The following is a 15,786-nucleotide window of genomic DNA, read 5'->3' on the forward strand; positions in this document are numbered from 1 at the left end:
TATATACATGTTGAACTATAATCTATCGTTATGTGTTTCAACGTAGTAGACATTATATTTTGATGGTGAAATATTTTGTTTCTTTGATTATTTAGAATATTAGCACTGGAAAGAACTATATGTCAATAGTAAAAATAGATTGTTAATTTCTTAGAATAATATATTAAAAAAGCAGATTCTCATGTGTGAGAGAACCTATTTTTAATATATTTTGCTAAAAAAAACAATTGGTGTGGGCTAATAATAAGTGGGGATGAAGAACCCCCCACTTATTAAAGTTTCACTTTATTTTTCAATTTTTGCCCACTTGAAGTTTAATTGACCTGCAAAGTCTACTTGCACAATTCCTTTCACATAAGAACGTTCTAAATAAGATTCGCCTTTTTGGTAAAGAGGAGCGATAACAGAGTCTTTAAATAATATTTTCTCGGATGCTAGTAATGCTTCCCAGCGAGCTTTTTCATCACCAGCTAAAGTTGTTTTCACTTTTGCTATTGTTTCATCGAATTCCTTATTAGAGTAATGATCTAAGTTATAAGGGTTATTCGTTGTAAATAGCTCAAGGAATGTAATTGGATCCGCAAAGTCAGGGCTCCAGCCATCAATTCCGATTTCGTAGTCACCTTTTAATAAAAGCGAAACTTGTTGCTTACGCGGTTGCGGTTTTATATTTACTGTTAATCCATCTAGATTCTTTTCTAGTTGTCCTTTTAAGAATTCACCAGTTTTCTTATCAAGGTCAGCATCACTCGTTAATAATTCTAATGTTATCTTTTCCGAACCAAGCTCTTGTTTAGCTTTTTTCCATAACTCTTGTGCAGATTTTGTATCAACTTTTGTTAAATCGCCGTTTGCAGTACGGAAGTCTTTTCCTTCAGGTCCTTTTGCAAAGTTTTTTGGAACGAGACCAAATGTTGGTGTAGATCCATCATTTAATAACGTATTTACAAAGGATTTTCTATCAATTGTTTGATCAATTGCTTGGCGTGCAGAAACGTTTTGAAGCACTTTGTTTTGTTGATTCATACGTAAAAATTGTACGCCTACGTTTGGACGTTCTTTAAAGTTAGCATCCTTTTTATATTTATCGACGAAGTCAGATGTTAGTTTTATACGATCTAATTGTTTTGACTCGAATAAATTTACTTCTGTTGATTTTTCTTTTACGACGTTAAAATTGATTTCTTCTAGTTTGACAGTATCTTTATCCCAATAGGTAGGGTTTTTCTTGAATTTAAAGCTTTGTTCGTGCTTCCAATCGCTTAGTGTAAAAGCTCCGTTGTACAAGATTGTATTATCTTCTAAAGCGTACTTATCACCTTGTGCTTTAAAGAATTCCTCGTTAATTGGTAGAAATGTTGGGAACGCTGTTAAGCTAATAAAATACGGAACAGGACGCTCCAATTCTACCTCAAACGTATGGTCATCAACTGCTTTTACACCAAGTTGGTCGGCTGGAAGTTCTTTGTTGTTAATTTTTGTTGCGTTTTTAATATCAAAGAATAGAAATGCATATTCAGAGGCTGTTGCTGGATCTACGGCTCTTTGCCAAGCGAACACAAAATCTTTAGCTGTAACAGGAGTGCCGTTTGACCATTTTGAATCTCGCAAATGGAATGTGTATTTCGTTTTATCGCCACTTACTTCATGAGATTTTGCAACACCAGGAACAGGTTTGTTACCTTCACCAAGATTATACAAACCTTCAAATACGTTTCTCATTACTTGACCAGAATCAGTATCTGTAGCACGAGCCGTATCCATTGTTCGTATTTCAGTAGGTGAAGATAAGTTTAAAACCTGTTTACTAGGTGCCTCGTCTTTTGCATTTGCTCCGCTTGCTTCGTTTTTATAACTACCGCAACCAGTTAATAAAATACTTACTCCTACAACTGATGCAATACCGGGTACAAACTTCTTTTTCATTTGATTTTCCTCCTAAATAATTAAGTTTGGATGATGATGAGGGAAATGAAAAATAAAAAATCCCTCTTTTCATATTGAGAAAGAGGGATTTTTACGTACAAGTTATGCACCCGTATATAAACGAAGTCCCTCATTCTATCTTTCAAGCATAAAGCTTGCAGGAAGTGGCACAGTATTCAAAATGAACCTGTTGCCGAGGTTTCAAAGGGCCAGTCCCTCCACCTCTCTTGATACAATGAGTAAACGAATAAATTTTATTAATTTTTGTGTTTCTTTGATAATTCAAAATCTTACACCTTGAATAATGAAGTGTCAACTGAATGGAATATAGTTTAAATTTTCAGTTTCCTTAAATAAAAAGACCACTGCATATGGCAGTGGTTTTTCTACTAGAAGTTAAAGTTATCTGGATCTGGACCAACGCGACGATCTTCATTTAAAGCTTGAATTGCTTTCATATCATCAGCACTTAATTCAAAGTCGAAGATGTTTGCATTTTCAATAATGCGATGTTCTTTAATTGATTTAGGAATTGTTACAACTTTGTTTTGTAAATCCCAGCGTAAAATAATTTGCGCAGTTGATTTATTATATTTTGTCGCAATTTCTTGTAACGTTGGATTATCTAGTAGTTGTCCTTGCATTAATGGTGACCAAGCTTCAAGCTGGATATTATGTTCTTTACAGAATGCATGTAACTCTTCTTGTGCTAAACGTGGGTGGTATTCCACTTGGTTGACCATTGGCTTAATTTCAGCAATTTCAAATACGTCTTGTAAGTGGTGAATGTGGAAATTACTCACACCGATAGCGCGAACACGACCATCTTTATAAAGTTTTTCTAATGCTTTCCATGATTCAGTATATTTCCCTTTTACAGGCCAATGTACTAAATATAAATCTAAATATTCTAGACCTAATTTCTCTAATGTAGTTTCAAATGCTTGAAGTGTTGTTTCATATCCTTGATCGCTATTCCATACTTTTGAGGTAATAAATAATTCTTCACGTGAAACACCGGATTCACGAATCGCTTGTCCAACGCCTTCTTCATTTTGATAGATTGCTGCAGTATCGATGCTGCGGTAGCCATTTTTAATTGCTGCTTTTACAGAATCAATTACTTCTGAACCATCTTCTACTTTAAAAACACCTAAACCAAACCAAGGCATTTTTACACCGTTATGTAATGTTGTATAGTCTTTTAAACTTGTTAAAATCATATTATTTCCCCCTAGCTTTTTTGTTTGTTGCTTCTACTGCTTTTTGAATTGCCTCTGAAAAATTATACTCGTATAAAGTTTTGAGACCCTCAGCTGTGGAACCACCTGGCGTTGTTACTTGTTCGCGGAGGTTAGCTGGATTTTGCGTTTGTTCGAGCATAGAAGCAGAGCCAGAAATCATTTGAATGACAAGATGTTTTGCGGTTTCTTCATCGACTCCATAACTTTTTGTTGCTTCAATTAAGCTTTCAGCAAAGTAATAAAGGAAGGCTGGTGCACTTCCAGTAACTGCAGTAAGCTGATGAACTTCTTCCTCAGTACAAAGTTGCGAAGTACCAATACCTTTTAAAAGTAGTTGCAGGGTTTCTTGATGTATCTCGTTTACTGATTGTCCCATTGTATATAAGGAGATAGACTTTCCAATTTCAGCAGCTGTATTAGGCATAATCCAAGCAACAGGCGTGCCTTTTGGGAGTCTAGCTTCTAAATAAGATGGTCCAATGCCAGCTGCTACTGTTACGACTAGTTGATTTGATAGTAACGGAGATAGCTCAGCTAATAACTCTTCATGAGCAGAAGGTGGCATTGCTAAAACAACCGTATCAACAGATGTAACATGCTGCTTCCAATCTGTTGTAGTAGACACATCATATCGCCCTTGTAATTGCTTTAGCTTTTCTACGTTGCTTCGGTTAGAAACGATAATTTCTTCGATGTATTCTTTGCTTGTTTTAAGTAATCCGGAAAATATAGCTTCTGCCATACGACCAGCACCAATAAATAAAATTCGATGTTTAGTTAGCATATCCTTTATTCCTTTCTAGTAGAGATATGTTATAAAAACGATATCATCTTTAAGAGAATTTTGTAAAAAGAAAAGACTTACCGTAGATGGAATGGATAATGAGAAGGCGGAAATTCATGGTAAAGGAAGGAGCTATTCCTTATATTGGTTTATACATCATGCTAATATTAACTGTTATTAATCTCTTTATATGTGTAGCTGGTTTGCTAGAGTGGAAGAGCAATTATAAGGGACAAGAACATAAAAATAACTATATCTAGAAAATAATTAGAATTGAAAAACCCTGAAGCATATATGCTTCAGGGGTTTACTAATAGAATATAAGATTATGCTTTTGTCATACCAAGTAATACAGCGCCGCCGATAATTAAAACACTACCTAGTGCAATAAAGATCAATTGACGTTTTGTTTTCTTTTCACCTAAGAATACAATCGCACCGAATGTTGAGATAACGATTCCAGTTTGAGATAATGGGAAGCTTGTTGCTACTCCAACACGTGGTAATGAAAGAAGTAAGAATAAGTTTCCAGTTCCCCATAGTAAACCAGACAAAGCATTACGGATTGCATATTTGTTAAATGGTTTATGTTTAGACGTCAGTACAACCGCACCAACAAACATACCAACTGCTTGTGGTAAGATAGCAGACCAACCATCAATATTATACCAACGAATAATTATTACATATACAAGATAGCCGAAAGTAGAAACAATTAAAGTAAGAAGTCCTTTTTTCAATTGTCCAGGTGGCTGAGCATTTTCTTTATCATCTAATGATGTGAATACAACACCAACTACGATTAATAGGATTGCAATCGTTCCCAGAATGATTGTTGTCGTAGTAGTCCACTCACGGAAAGCGATAACCCCAAAGATAGAAGTTGCAACAAGTTGCATACCAGTAGAAATCGTTACAGTAGTTGAAACACCTAGTTTTTCAACTGTTTTTAATTGGTTTACTTGTCCTAAAGCCCAGAATAAACCTGAGATAAAACCAACAATTAAGATTGTCATTGTTAAAGCTGGTTGAGTAAATACATACATAATTGTTGCGAAGAATAGAGCACCGATTGTCATACCTACCGTTTGGCTATATGCACCACCGCCCATTTTTACGCTTACTAATAAGATGTTTCCCCATGCAATTGCAGGAAGAAGCGCTAATAAAATGTCCATTACAAGACTCCCTTCGGTTTGCTATACCAATATAGTTACATATCGTTCTAACGATCGGTAATGCACCACTAATAGAGTAGAAGATTACCGATCGCTAAAACAGGATGAAGAATTCACGATATAAATGCGTTTTCATTTCTTCATTTTTTGAAACACCTCCATATAATAACAGGAAATTGCCTATTTTAGAAAGTGAATTCAAATAAAATGTCTATTTTAATAAGAGGTAAAATTCAGTTATTTCCCATTGGTATATTTTATTTCCTAAGAAATAAAGAAGCAGCTTTGACAAAAGCTGCTTTAAGAGTTAGTGATTCTTTTATTAATAAGTTGAATACATAGTAGAAATACGAGTGACATACCGATAGTAATAACTACAAGTGTCCAGGCGAGTTGCATATTACTTGCATCAATAGCCATGTAAATTGCAGTTGGGATTGTCTGTGTTTTACCAGGAATGTTCCCGGCAAACATAAGTGTAGCACCAAACTCTCCGAGTGCGCGGACAAAGCTCAAAATCATCCCGCTTAGTAATGCGGGAAATGCGAGTGGAAGTGTAACGTGTAGAAAAACTTGATATTCACTTGCGCCAAGGTCACGAGCACTTTCTTCAATTTGTACATTTGCGATAGAAAACCCTGTTTTCGCTGATTGGTACATAAGCGGAAATGCAACAACTGTAGAAGCGATGATCGCAGCAGTAGATGTGAACATAATAGACTGCTGAAATAATGATTCAATCCACTTTCCGATCGGGCTGTTGTTTCCAAAGATGATAATGAGAAAGAAGCCGATAACAGTTGGTGGAAGTACCATTGGTAATAAAAATATGGTTTCTAATAGTACTTTATATCGCCATGAGGAGCGAGCTAGTGCTCGCCCGACAATTGTCCCTAAAATTGTAACGAGAATAGTGGCACACGCAGCTACTCTTAAAGATAGAAAGACAGGCGATAAAATAGCATCAATGCTCATAGTAATTACGACAGGACTGTAAATCCATATTTCTTAAAGATAGATTGTGCATCTTTTGACTGCAAATACTCATAAAATGAGGTCGCCTCTTTCTTATGTTTAGATTCCTTTATAACACCTAAAGGATAGTGGATTGGCTCATGAGAAGTAGCTGCTGCTGTCTCACCAATCTTTACTTTATCCGAAATGAGAGCATCTGTTTTGTATACGATACCAGCATCGACATTCCCTGTTTCTACATATGTTAACACTTGGCGAACATCTTTTGTAAATACGACTTTATTTTGAACATCATTCCAAAGGTTTTCGTGTGTTAGAGAAGCCTTTGCATATTTGCCAGCAGGTACAGATTCAGGTGTACCAAGTGCAATTTTTTTGATTTTCTCATCTTTTAAATCTTGAAATTTTGTAAGAGAACTATCTTTAGGGATGACTAGAACTAGTTCATTTCCAAGAAGATTTTTCCCTTCTTTTTCATTAATGAATCCTTTTTTTACAAGGGTTTGGAATTTATCTTCTGCTGCTGAGAAGAATAAATCAGCAGGTGCACCTTGTTCAATTTGTTGTTGAAGTGCTCCAGAAGCACCGAAGTTAAAAGAAAGTTTGATATTTGGCTCTTTTTCTTTATATTGTTTTTCGATTTCTTTTAATGCATCTTGTAAGCTTGCAGCAGCTGAGATAGTCAGTTCAACTGTTTTATCCTCTTTAGCAGCTGAATTTGTATGCTTTTCCCCACTTGTACAAGCAGCGCTAAATATAAGAAGGAAAGAAAGTATAAGTGCCCCGATGGAACGTAATATAAATTTATTCATAAAAAAATACCCTTTCATTTTGATACATCTAATTATAACTAAATATAACTAAATATAACTAGTTATAATTGAATATAATTTGAACATATATCTATTTTTAAAAAATAGGAGAAATATTCTTTTCTTTGTTACAATGAAAGGAGAAAGTGAGGAATCGTCTATGGATCATCATTCCTACACAACGGAAGAAGTAGCAAAGCGATTAAAAGTATCGAAATTAACTGTATACGACTTAATTAAAAAAGGAGAACTTCCTTCTTATAGAGTTGGTAGACAGATGCGCATTGATGCAGCAGATTTAGATCAATATATAAAGCAAATGAAAACAGGAAAGGTACAAGTTAATCCTGTAAAAAACGATGGTAGTAGTAACTTGAACACGTGTATTATTAGTGGTCAAGAACTAACGTTAGATATGTTAGCTAAACGTATAGAAAATCGTTTGCCAAGTTCTAATGTTTTAAGAGCGTATCAAGGTAGCTTAACAAGTTTGGTGAAAATGTATCAAGGAGAAGGAAGTATCGTTAGTTTGCATTTGTTTGATGGTGAAACGGGTACATATAATATTCCTTACGTAAAACGCATTTTAGTAGGACAGCCATGTATTATGATTAATTTATTGTCCAGAAATGTGGGATTTTATGTCCGAAAAGGAAATCCGAAGAGAATAAAGACATGGGCTGACATATCCGGGTCCACTATAAAGTTTGTGAATCGAGAAAAGGGTTCTGGTATTAGAGTGTTAGTGGATGAACAATTACGAATCCAAAAATTAAATAAAGCTGATATTAGTGGATATGAATGGGAAGAATCGAATCATCTTGGTGTTGCCACGCAAGTTGCAAATGGAAAAGGTGATGTAGGAGTAGGTTCAGAAAAGTTTTCGCAAATTGTAAATGTGGACTTTATTCCGATCATGAAAGAACAGTATGATTTAGTAATTTTGAAGAATAAAGAAAATGAAGAGCTGATTGAAGTTGTGAAAGACATTCTGCAATCGGAAGAATTTCATAATGAATTAAATGCGATTGGCGGATATGATATTACGAAAACGGGTCAAATTATATATGAAATAAAGTGAAACTTTAATCAGTGGGGGGGTCTTCATCCCCCACTGATTATTAGCCCTCACCAATCGGACTTTAATGGGCAGCCTGACCCCCACCTAACTTCTTTGCTTTCGCTGAATTTTGAGGTGGGGGTCTTACTGCCCATTAAAGCGGGACAAACTAAAAAGCTGCTTGTCTATAAGACGAGCAGCTTTTTCTATATATAAAGGGGTTTGGGGAAACAAAGTGTTAAACAAGACCTTGAGCAAGTGTATAAATGAAAGCCGTAAGAAGAGTAGCTCCACTTGCAAGTCCGATAAAGTCTGATTTGTTGAAAGTAATGTTGTTCATTATAATCTCTCCTTATTTGTTTAATGTAGTTGCAACAGCTTTTGCATCGACAAGTGCGGATAGCACCATGCCCATTGTATTTAAAAATTTATTTGATTTCATATTGTTCATCATGCGTATCCGCTCCTTTTCGAATTGTTGTTGCCCTGCTTATGTCTTAATTATAGGGAATATGGCTACTTGCAACTATCGAATTAGCTTACGAAATACTTACACTTTTGTAAGAAAAAAAGACATTCATGTAAGAATGTCTTTCACAGCATATTGATATGATGATGGTCTTCAATTGTTTTTAAAAAACTACGCATTGAATTTGTCATATAGCTATCTTTACGGCGTATGAAAACCGTTGAAATACTGCCGTATTTTTCAGGGATTGCATGACAATGTACCTTACCTGCTTTAGAAAGATGATGGACAGCAGACTGTGGTACGAGTGTAATTCCGAGACCGAGTGCAACACTGTTTAATATTGTCTCTAATATATTGAATTCCATAATTCTTTTTGGTAGCAAACCTTCATCTTTAAGCCAACGTTCTAGTTTGGAGCGGTATCCACATCCTTGGTTAAAAACGAGTAGAGGCGTTGTTGTAAATTCTTCTATATGAAAGGCTTTATTTTGTGTTATAAGCATTAATTTCTCTGTACTAACATCGTATTGTTCGATTAGTGGATGTTTAATAGGACCTGATATAAAGGCGCCATCTAATTGATGATCAAGTACTTCTCTAATTAATTCTTCTGTTAGACCCGCTTGTAATGATAAATCGACATTCGGATAGCTTTTATAGTAAGAAGATAAAATGGTAGGCAGTGTACTTACTGTTTCGACTGTACCGATTTTTAATATACCAGAAGGTGTTTCGCTATCTAAAAATACTTGTTTTAGTTCGTCGACATCTTGCAAAATTTTACTAACATAAACGAGCATTTTTCTTCCTTCAGCTGTTAAAGTCATTCCTCGTTTATGGCGGTAAAAGAGTGGGGTTTTTAATTCGTTTTCTAGTTGTTTAATACGTGCAGTTACATTTGATTGTACATAATTTAATTCCTTTGCTGCGCTACTTACACTCCCCTGATCGGCAACGCTTTTAAAGATTTGTAAGTCTCGTAATTCCATTTTGTAATCCCCCTTGATGTTAACTATCATTATAAATGATAGTTAACATCATTTTGAATCATTTTACGTGATATATTTTTTCTTTTACAATTCTCTTTGTGCAAATAGAAAGAAACGGGGGATTGCGGTGAGGAGAGGTCAAATGATAATAGGGGCTTTAGCGTGTTTAATTGCGAGTATGTCATGGGGAGCGATGTTTCCAGTTGCTGATCATGCGCTAGAATACATAGATCCATTTTATTTTTCGCTTATTCGCTATGGAGCGGTGGCGATAATGCTGATTGTATTGTTGTTAATGAAAGAAGGAAAACAGGCATTTCGTTTAGAGGGAAGAGGAAAGTTACTCGTCTTTTTTGGAACGATGGCATTTACAGTATATAATGTCCTCATATTTTTAGGGCAAATGTTGATGGGTAAGTCGGGTGTAATGGTAGCTTCCATTATGGAAGCACTTATGCCGATGATTTCTATTTGTATTTTATGGGGATATAAGCATATAAAACCGAAGAAGTATATGATAACGAGTATGGTTATTGCTTTTGTAGGAGCTGTGTTTGTTATTACAAAAGGTGACATGAGTTTCTTTGTAACATTGAAAGATAATATGTTCCCATTAGCATTTATATTTATTGGTGTTGTAGGCTGGGTTATTTATACGATGGGTGGTCAAACTTGTAGTGATTGGTCAACATTACGTTATTCTACGTTGACGTGTGTATTCGGTACGACTGTTACAGCGATTATAACGGTAATTATTACGTCGCTTGGATATATTTCAGTTCCGAGTATGGGAACGATTTCTATTGTGAAATATGATTTGTTATTTATGATGACATTGCCAGGTATTGTAGCGCTACTTGCTTGGAACTATGGTGTGAAAATTTTATCATCCATTAATGGGATTTTATTTATTAATTTTGTACCAATTACGACTTTAGCTATTATGATGATGCAAGGGTATCAAATCACAATGTTTGATATTATAGGGACTGTACTTGTTATTGCAGCGCTTATTCGCAATAACGTTTGTCAGAGAAAAGAAGAAAATATAAATAAGAGAGTTTTACAAGAAGAACAATTACGTCAAGCTGTTTAATAGGCAAATGGAGGATTTTACATGTTAGAAAGTTTATTGTTTTTCTTCGCCGTGGGAGTTGCCTGTGAGCTTGCAGCAATTAATCGAAATGGTCGTAAAAAGATAAAACAACAAGCTGAGCTGATACAGCTTTTAAAAGAATTGAAAGAAAGAAAAAATTAAAAAGACGACCGGGCATAGACGGTCGTCTTTTTCTATATAAAGGGGAAAGGGGACACAAAGTTATACAAGCGTAGCAGCGTAAATAAAAGCAGTAAGAAGAAGAGAGCCGCTAGCTAATCCTAAAAAGTCTAATTTGTTAAAAGTGATGTTATTCATAATGAGTTCTCCTTACTTGTTTAATGTATAAGCAACAGCTTTTGCGTCGAAAAGAGCTGATAATACCATGCCCATTGTATTTAAGAAATTGTTCGTTTTCATATTGTTCATCATATCAATCGACTCCTTTTCGAATAGTTGTTGCCCTGTTTCTGACTTAATTGTATGAAATATAGTGAGAAGTAACTATCGAATTAGCTTACAAGAAAATTACACTTTTGTAAGAATTGAAATTTAACAATTCATACTTATTTTTATTACCAACTCCTAAAACTTAGTGTTATAATTGTTGTAAGAATATGATTATACTTCGGATGTTTAGAAAGGAACGAAATAAATGTATAAACCAATTACATTTTTGTTGAAATATATATTTAAAACAGCTGGGAAAGTAGAAGTGCAAGGAAGAGAAAAGCTACCAGAAGGTGGTCCGTATGTTGTTGCGTGTACACATACAAGTTTTATGGATGTATTAATGTTAGCTACAGGGATGTACCCAACAGAGATTCATTACATGGCAAAAAAAGAATTATTTGAAGGGAAATTGAAAAATTGGTTCTTTAAAAATGTAAATGCATTCCCTGTAGATCGCGCGAATCCGGGACCGAGTACACTTAAAATTCCATCACGTTTATTAAAAGAAGGAAAGGTAGTAGGGATTTTTCCGAGTGGAACGAGATCAGCGGAAGATGTTTCATTAAAAGCGGGTGCTGTGACAATTGCGATGCGTTCTAATGTACCTTTAGTGCCGGCAGCTTATGTTGGCCCATCAAGTGTAAAAGAATTAATAAAGGGGAAAAAGGCACAATTGATTTTTGGAGATCCGATTCAAATTGAGGCTGGAGAACAAATAGATCGAAAAACCGCTATGAAAATGATGACAGATCAATTAAATGAGAAGTTTGAGGAGTTAAAAGAAGCTTTGCAATCAAATCAAAAATAAGAAAAGACGACCGGGCATAGACGGTCGTCTTTTCTATTACTATTTATAATAAAGGGGAAAGGGGACACAAAGTTATACAAGCGTAGCGGCGTAAATAAAAGCAGTAAGAAGAAGCGAGCCACTAGCTAGTCCTAAAAAATCTAATTTGTTAAAAGTGATGTTATTTATAATATATTCTCCTTACTTGTTTAATGTAGAAGCAACAGCTTTTGCGTCGATAAGAGTGGAAAATACCATGCCCATTGTATGTAAGAAATTGTTCGTTTTCATTTTGTTCATCATATTAATCCGCTCCTTTTCGAATGGTTGTTACCTTGTTTCTGACTTAATTGTATGAAATGTTGCGGAAAGTCACTATCGAATTAGCTTACAGAAAAATTACACTTTTGTAAGAGAAACGAATGAAGGTGTAATGATAAGAAGATTTGACATATGTTCATGAGATTCATTAAGTTAAAGATAGAGGTGAGTGTATGGCTAATATTAAAGATATAGCAAAGATAGCGGGAGTTTCAGTTACGACTGTTTCGAGAGTGTTGAATGATCACCCATATGTAAGTAAAGAAAAAAGGAAAGCGGTTATAGAGATAGTTGAGAAATTGAATTACTCGCAAAACGCAAATGCTGTTCATTTATCAAAAGGAAAGACGAATATTGTTGGTGTGATTTTACCGTATATTAATCATCCGTGTTTTGATGCGATGGTGAGCGGAATGATGGAGATTGCGTTAACTCATAATTACAGAGTGTTACTTTGCCAAACGAATTATAATAAAAAAGAAGAAATAAAAAGTTTACATATGTTAAAAACAAAACAATTGGATGGTCTTATTATTTGTTCACGTGCAAATGATTGGGAAACGATAGAACCGTATGCTTCTTACGGCACAATAATTGCTTGTGAAGATAATGATATTTCAAACATCTCAAGTGTATATACGAATCATTCAGCGGCCTTTCAATTAGGAATGGATTATTTGATTGAGAAAGGTTATAAAAAAATTGGTTATTGTACGGGAAGAAAATTAGGGCCGAGTAGTCAAAAGCGTTTTGATGTTTATAAACAGCGATTGCAATCTATAGACGAAGAGGTTAATGAAGAATGGATTTTTACAGAATGTTTTACACTAGAAGATGGTGTAAAAGTGGCTCATAAGTTAAAAGAGATACAGGATCTTCCTGAAGCATTAATAGTAGCAGGTGATGAAGTTGCGATTGGGGTTATGACAGAGGTTGAAAAACTAGGGATTCAAGTTCCTGAGGATTTAGCGATTATTGGCTTTGATAATCAACCTATCTCGCAAGTGTTACAATTGACAACTATTGATCAAAATTTAAAGGAGATAGGGAAAACTGCTTTTGAAATGTTGCATAGAAAAGTGAATGACGAGAGTTCTAAACAAGAAAAGCTGGAAATTCCATACGAACTTGTGGAACGCTCTACAGTTTAATCTTAATCCGTTATGTGTATAATCGCATAACGGATTATTTTTTTGAAATATCTTTGACAGGAAACGCGTTTCATACTTTATAAAGGAGTTAAACCGGTTTGTAATAATCCATGGATTCTTTTCAAGTGTTAATGCAATGAATAGAATTTGGAGGAATATGCATGAATGAACTTTTATCGAGTATGAAAAAGTATGTAGATGATGATGAAAAGATTCTGGCTTTTGTGGTAGGGATCTTTGAGAAGGATAATTTCATGTTATGTTATCAACATGGAATTTTTGTTGCCACTACTAGACGTCTCCTTTTTTACGGGAAATTTCCGTACTATCCTTCAACATTTAAAGAGTACTCATATTTGCATATAGATAGCATAGATTTTCATTCGTACTTTGAGTTTACTTATAATCATGAAACCATTCGCGCTAAGCATATTCAGAAAGGGAATGTGGAGCAATTTATCCATGCAGTTAGAGCAAATATGAATAATTAATCAACCCTCTGTTTAAACATAATATTTCAATTTTTAAGAGGGAAAATGCGGAATAAAAACCACTTCTAAACCTCTAGGAGATAGTGATACAATGTCAAATGGGGGGAGGGTATGAACTATGGTTAATCAACGTATAAAGGAAATAACACTAATTACAATTGGTTCATTATTATTCGCAATTGGTATTAATTACTTTGCAATTCCAAACCGTTTATCGGAAGGTGGAATTATTGGTTTAACGGTTGTTACGTACTACTTATTTGATTGGTCACCAGGGATTGTGAATTTTGCTATAAATGCAATTTTACTAGCTATTGGTTATAAATTTTTTGATAAGAAAACAATGATTTATACAATTTTAGGGATTGTAGAAACATCTTTGTTTTTATACGTTACAGAACATATTGAGTATCATGTAAATAGTGATACATTATTAGCAGCTTTATTTGCTGGTTTATTTGTGGGTATTGGATTAGGCTGTATGTTCAAAGCTGGAGGTACATCGGGAGGATCGGCAATCTTAGCTCAGTTAGCAAATCAATATTTAGGTTGGAGTGTAGGTAAAGGCGTACTAATTATTGATATTGTTGTAATTGCTGGTTCAGTATTTATAATAGGGCAAGAAAAGGCAATGTATACACTTGTAGCTGTGTTCATTGGAGCGAAGGTGATTGATTTCATTGTAGAAGGAATGGACACAAAAACGGCTGTTACGATTATTTCGAATCAACCAGACTTAATTCGTGAAACTATTACGAAAAATATGACACGCGGTGTTACTGTATTAGAAGGGCGCGGCGGATATACTGGTAAAAATAAAGAAGTTTTATATGTTGTTATTAATAAACAAGAGCTTGTTAAGTTAAAACAAGTTATTAGCCGGGTAGATGAAGATGCTTTCGTTGTTATACATGATGTACGTGATGTACTTGGCGGTGGCTTTAAAGCAAGCTAAAAGGTGAACGAGTAAATTCGTTCACCTTTTTTAATTCTTACAAAAATGTAAGTGTAATGTAATGAGATTCAATAGTAGATTTTATTCCCCCTTTTTAAAATGGATGTATATATATCCTGCAGAGGAGGAATGTTTATTATGAGGAAAAAAATGATCACTACTATAATAGCGATGATAGTGATAGTAGTAATGTTACTGCCTACGAAACTTGGACCGGTTATCGATAAATATAATCCATTTTATAAGACGAAAGAATACTATACGGTTGTGAATACAATTGGTCAGCATATTGGTGATGAGTGGTATGAATATGAATTTATTGCATTCGATGAACGTGGTAGAGAGCAGAAAATAAAGAAAACGGTTAAGCATATGTTAAAGAGAGATGAAGCATTAAAGGTTTTTGCAAAAGGACGTTACGGTGAATCGATTGAAGAGATTGAGGTTGCAAATATTCCTATAAATGCGAAGAGCAAACTTTTAACGATGAGATAGTGAAATATACCCCCGGCTATTTTTTGTCGAAAATAAAAATACTGGGTAAGGGTATTTTTGAGGTCAATAAAAAAGCCTTAGTCTATATGGACTAAGGCTTTTTTTATTATATAAAAGGGAAGGGGGTACATTGTAGTAGCATAGGTGAAAGGTATAAGAAGAGTAGCTACTAGCAATGTAATTTGGTTATGTGATTGTTCTTCTTATTTGGCTTACTTTCTAACTTTATTGTACGAAATATAAGTAAGGAGAACTATCGAATTACATTACACATAACTTACAAACATGTAAGCCTTCTGTAATGTAATTCGATAGTTAAAAGATAGTAATTTTCATATAGTGTAACTAGAAAGTCTCAATGTATTACTTTCTGTTTGTAATGAAGAATGAAAAACCAACTAATTTTTAATAATCCTCATCTGAATAAAGATGAGGATCCTTTTTTAAACCTTACAACATTGTAAGGTTTACGTAAGTTAATTCGATAGTAAATTTGTCATATTTTTTGCATAATAGATACAGATAGAAAAATAATTAGGGATCTAGTAAGAAGGGAGAAAAATGGGATGCGTAAAGAAGAAGTAGTGAAGTTACCAA

General features: G+C 34.5%; 19 protein-coding genes and 1 riboswitch. Of the genes, 9 read left to right on the plus strand and 10 right to left on the minus strand.

Going from position 1 to position 15,786, the window contains the following annotated elements:
- Positions 1-285: 285 nt before the first annotated feature.
- The 3 genes from AXW78_RS01070 to proC all read right to left on the minus strand — a co-directional run bounded on the left by AXW78_RS01070 (position 286) and on the right by proC (position 3,954).
- Positions 286-1,926: a peptide ABC transporter substrate-binding protein gene (locus tag AXW78_RS01070; RefSeq protein ID WP_000726474.1), complete on the minus strand. Its 1,641-nt coding sequence runs from the start codon at positions 1,924-1,926 to the stop codon at positions 286-288.
- A 132-nt stretch (positions 1,927-2,058) separates the two neighbouring features.
- A riboswitch (SAM riboswitch) is annotated at positions 2,059-2,163 on the minus strand.
- Positions 2,164-2,315: 152 nt separating this feature from the next.
- Complete coding sequence (locus AXW78_RS01075; RefSeq protein ID WP_000604198.1) at positions 2,316-3,149, minus strand: aldo/keto reductase; 834 nt, start codon at positions 3,147-3,149, stop codon at positions 2,316-2,318.
- A 1-nt stretch (position 3,150) separates the two neighbouring features.
- The gene (gene proC, locus AXW78_RS01080) at positions 3,151-3,954 is read right to left on the minus strand and encodes a pyrroline-5-carboxylate reductase (RefSeq protein WP_000956275.1); all 804 of its coding nucleotides are present in this window, start codon (positions 3,952-3,954) and stop codon (positions 3,151-3,153) included.
- A 116-nt stretch (positions 3,955-4,070) separates the two neighbouring features.
- On the opposite strand from proC, the gene AXW78_RS34195 reads away from it, so the two are divergent.
- Entirely contained in the window at positions 4,071-4,214 is a 144-nt protein-coding gene (locus tag AXW78_RS34195) for a hypothetical protein (RefSeq protein WP_000237841.1), read from the plus strand.
- 66 nt (positions 4,215-4,280) lie between these two features.
- Here the strand turns inward: AXW78_RS34195 and AXW78_RS01085 are convergent, their stop codons facing one another.
- From AXW78_RS01085 to modA, 3 genes are all read right to left on the minus strand, one after another.
- Positions 4,281-5,132: a GRP family sugar transporter gene (locus tag AXW78_RS01085; RefSeq protein ID WP_000353544.1), complete on the minus strand. Its 852-nt coding sequence runs from the start codon at positions 5,130-5,132 to the stop codon at positions 4,281-4,283.
- Between the two features lie 300 nt (positions 5,133-5,432).
- Positions 5,433-6,107 carry a molybdate ABC transporter permease subunit gene (modB, locus tag AXW78_RS01090; protein ID WP_000020523.1) on the minus strand — a complete coding sequence of 225 codons (675 nt, stop codon included), beginning with the start codon at positions 6,105-6,107 and terminating at the stop codon, positions 5,433-5,435.
- 5 nt (positions 6,108-6,112) lie between these two features.
- Positions 6,113-6,919 (minus strand): molybdate ABC transporter substrate-binding protein, encoded by an 807-nt coding sequence (gene modA / locus AXW78_RS01095; protein WP_001031844.1) that lies wholly within the window; start codon positions 6,917-6,919, stop codon positions 6,113-6,115.
- Between the two features lie 160 nt (positions 6,920-7,079).
- On the opposite strand from modA, the gene AXW78_RS01100 reads away from it, so the two are divergent.
- Positions 7,080-8,000 (plus strand): substrate-binding domain-containing protein, encoded by a 921-nt coding sequence (locus AXW78_RS01100; RefSeq protein WP_046946224.1) that lies wholly within the window; start codon positions 7,080-7,082, stop codon positions 7,998-8,000.
- Between the two features lie 217 nt (positions 8,001-8,217).
- Here AXW78_RS01100 and AXW78_RS31410 read toward each other — a convergent pair whose 3' ends face one another.
- Both AXW78_RS31410 and AXW78_RS01105 read right to left on the minus strand, forming a co-directional pair.
- The gene (locus AXW78_RS31410) at positions 8,218-8,319 is read right to left on the minus strand and encodes a DUF3948 family protein (RefSeq protein ID WP_001060018.1); all 102 of its coding nucleotides are present in this window, start codon (positions 8,317-8,319) and stop codon (positions 8,218-8,220) included.
- Between the two features lie 254 nt (positions 8,320-8,573).
- The gene (locus AXW78_RS01105) at positions 8,574-9,440 is read right to left on the minus strand and encodes a LysR family transcriptional regulator (RefSeq protein ID WP_000423031.1); all 867 of its coding nucleotides are present in this window, start codon (positions 9,438-9,440) and stop codon (positions 8,574-8,576) included.
- A 127-nt stretch (positions 9,441-9,567) separates the two neighbouring features.
- Between AXW78_RS01105 and AXW78_RS01110 the strand changes: the two genes are divergently transcribed.
- A complete protein-coding gene (locus AXW78_RS01110; protein ID WP_016119004.1) occupies positions 9,568-10,536 on the plus strand; it encodes a DMT family transporter in 969 nt (322 codons plus the stop codon).
- Positions 10,537-10,557: 21 nt separating this feature from the next.
- Positions 10,558-10,698, plus strand: a complete 141-nt coding sequence (locus AXW78_RS01115; RefSeq protein WP_000894065.1) for a YrzO family protein — start codon at positions 10,558-10,560, stop codon at positions 10,696-10,698.
- A 60-nt stretch (positions 10,699-10,758) separates the two neighbouring features.
- On the opposite strand, the gene AXW78_RS31420 is transcribed toward AXW78_RS01115, so the two are convergent.
- A complete protein-coding gene (locus AXW78_RS31420) occupies positions 10,759-10,854 on the minus strand; it encodes a DUF3948 family protein (RefSeq protein ID WP_001060007.1) in 96 nt (31 codons plus the stop codon).
- Between the two features lie 337 nt (positions 10,855-11,191).
- Here AXW78_RS31420 and AXW78_RS01120 point away from each other — a divergent pair, with 337 nt between their 5' ends.
- Positions 11,192-11,797 (plus strand): lysophospholipid acyltransferase family protein, encoded by a 606-nt coding sequence (locus AXW78_RS01120; RefSeq protein WP_061883707.1) that lies wholly within the window; start codon positions 11,192-11,194, stop codon positions 11,795-11,797.
- A gap of 72 nt (positions 11,798-11,869) precedes the next feature.
- Here the strand turns inward: AXW78_RS01120 and AXW78_RS31430 are convergent, their stop codons facing one another.
- Complete coding sequence (locus AXW78_RS31430; protein WP_001060007.1) at positions 11,870-11,965, minus strand: DUF3948 family protein; 96 nt, start codon at positions 11,963-11,965, stop codon at positions 11,870-11,872.
- A 305-nt stretch (positions 11,966-12,270) separates the two neighbouring features.
- On the opposite strand from AXW78_RS31430, the gene AXW78_RS01125 reads away from it, so the two are divergent.
- From AXW78_RS01125 to AXW78_RS01140, 4 genes are all read left to right on the plus strand, one after another.
- Positions 12,271-13,248, plus strand: a complete 978-nt coding sequence (locus AXW78_RS01125) for a LacI family DNA-binding transcriptional regulator (RefSeq protein WP_061883708.1) — start codon at positions 12,271-12,273, stop codon at positions 13,246-13,248.
- Between the two features lie 161 nt (positions 13,249-13,409).
- Positions 13,410-13,739: a PH domain-containing protein gene (locus AXW78_RS01130; protein WP_001004247.1), complete on the plus strand. Its 330-nt coding sequence runs from the start codon at positions 13,410-13,412 to the stop codon at positions 13,737-13,739.
- 118 nt (positions 13,740-13,857) lie between these two features.
- Positions 13,858-14,694, plus strand: coding sequence for a YitT family protein (locus tag AXW78_RS01135; protein WP_000248039.1), 837 nt, complete (start codon positions 13,858-13,860; stop codon positions 14,692-14,694).
- A 138-nt stretch (positions 14,695-14,832) separates the two neighbouring features.
- Positions 14,833-15,189 (plus strand): YxeA family protein, encoded by a 357-nt coding sequence (locus tag AXW78_RS01140; RefSeq protein ID WP_001227798.1) that lies wholly within the window; start codon positions 14,833-14,835, stop codon positions 15,187-15,189.
- The last annotated feature ends 597 nt before the right edge of the window (positions 15,190-15,786 follow it).

It is taken from the genome of Bacillus thuringiensis (genome assembly GCF_001595725.1).
GTDB classification, from domain to species: Bacteria; Bacillota; Bacilli; order Bacillales; family Bacillaceae_G; genus Bacillus_A; species Bacillus_A thuringiensis_K.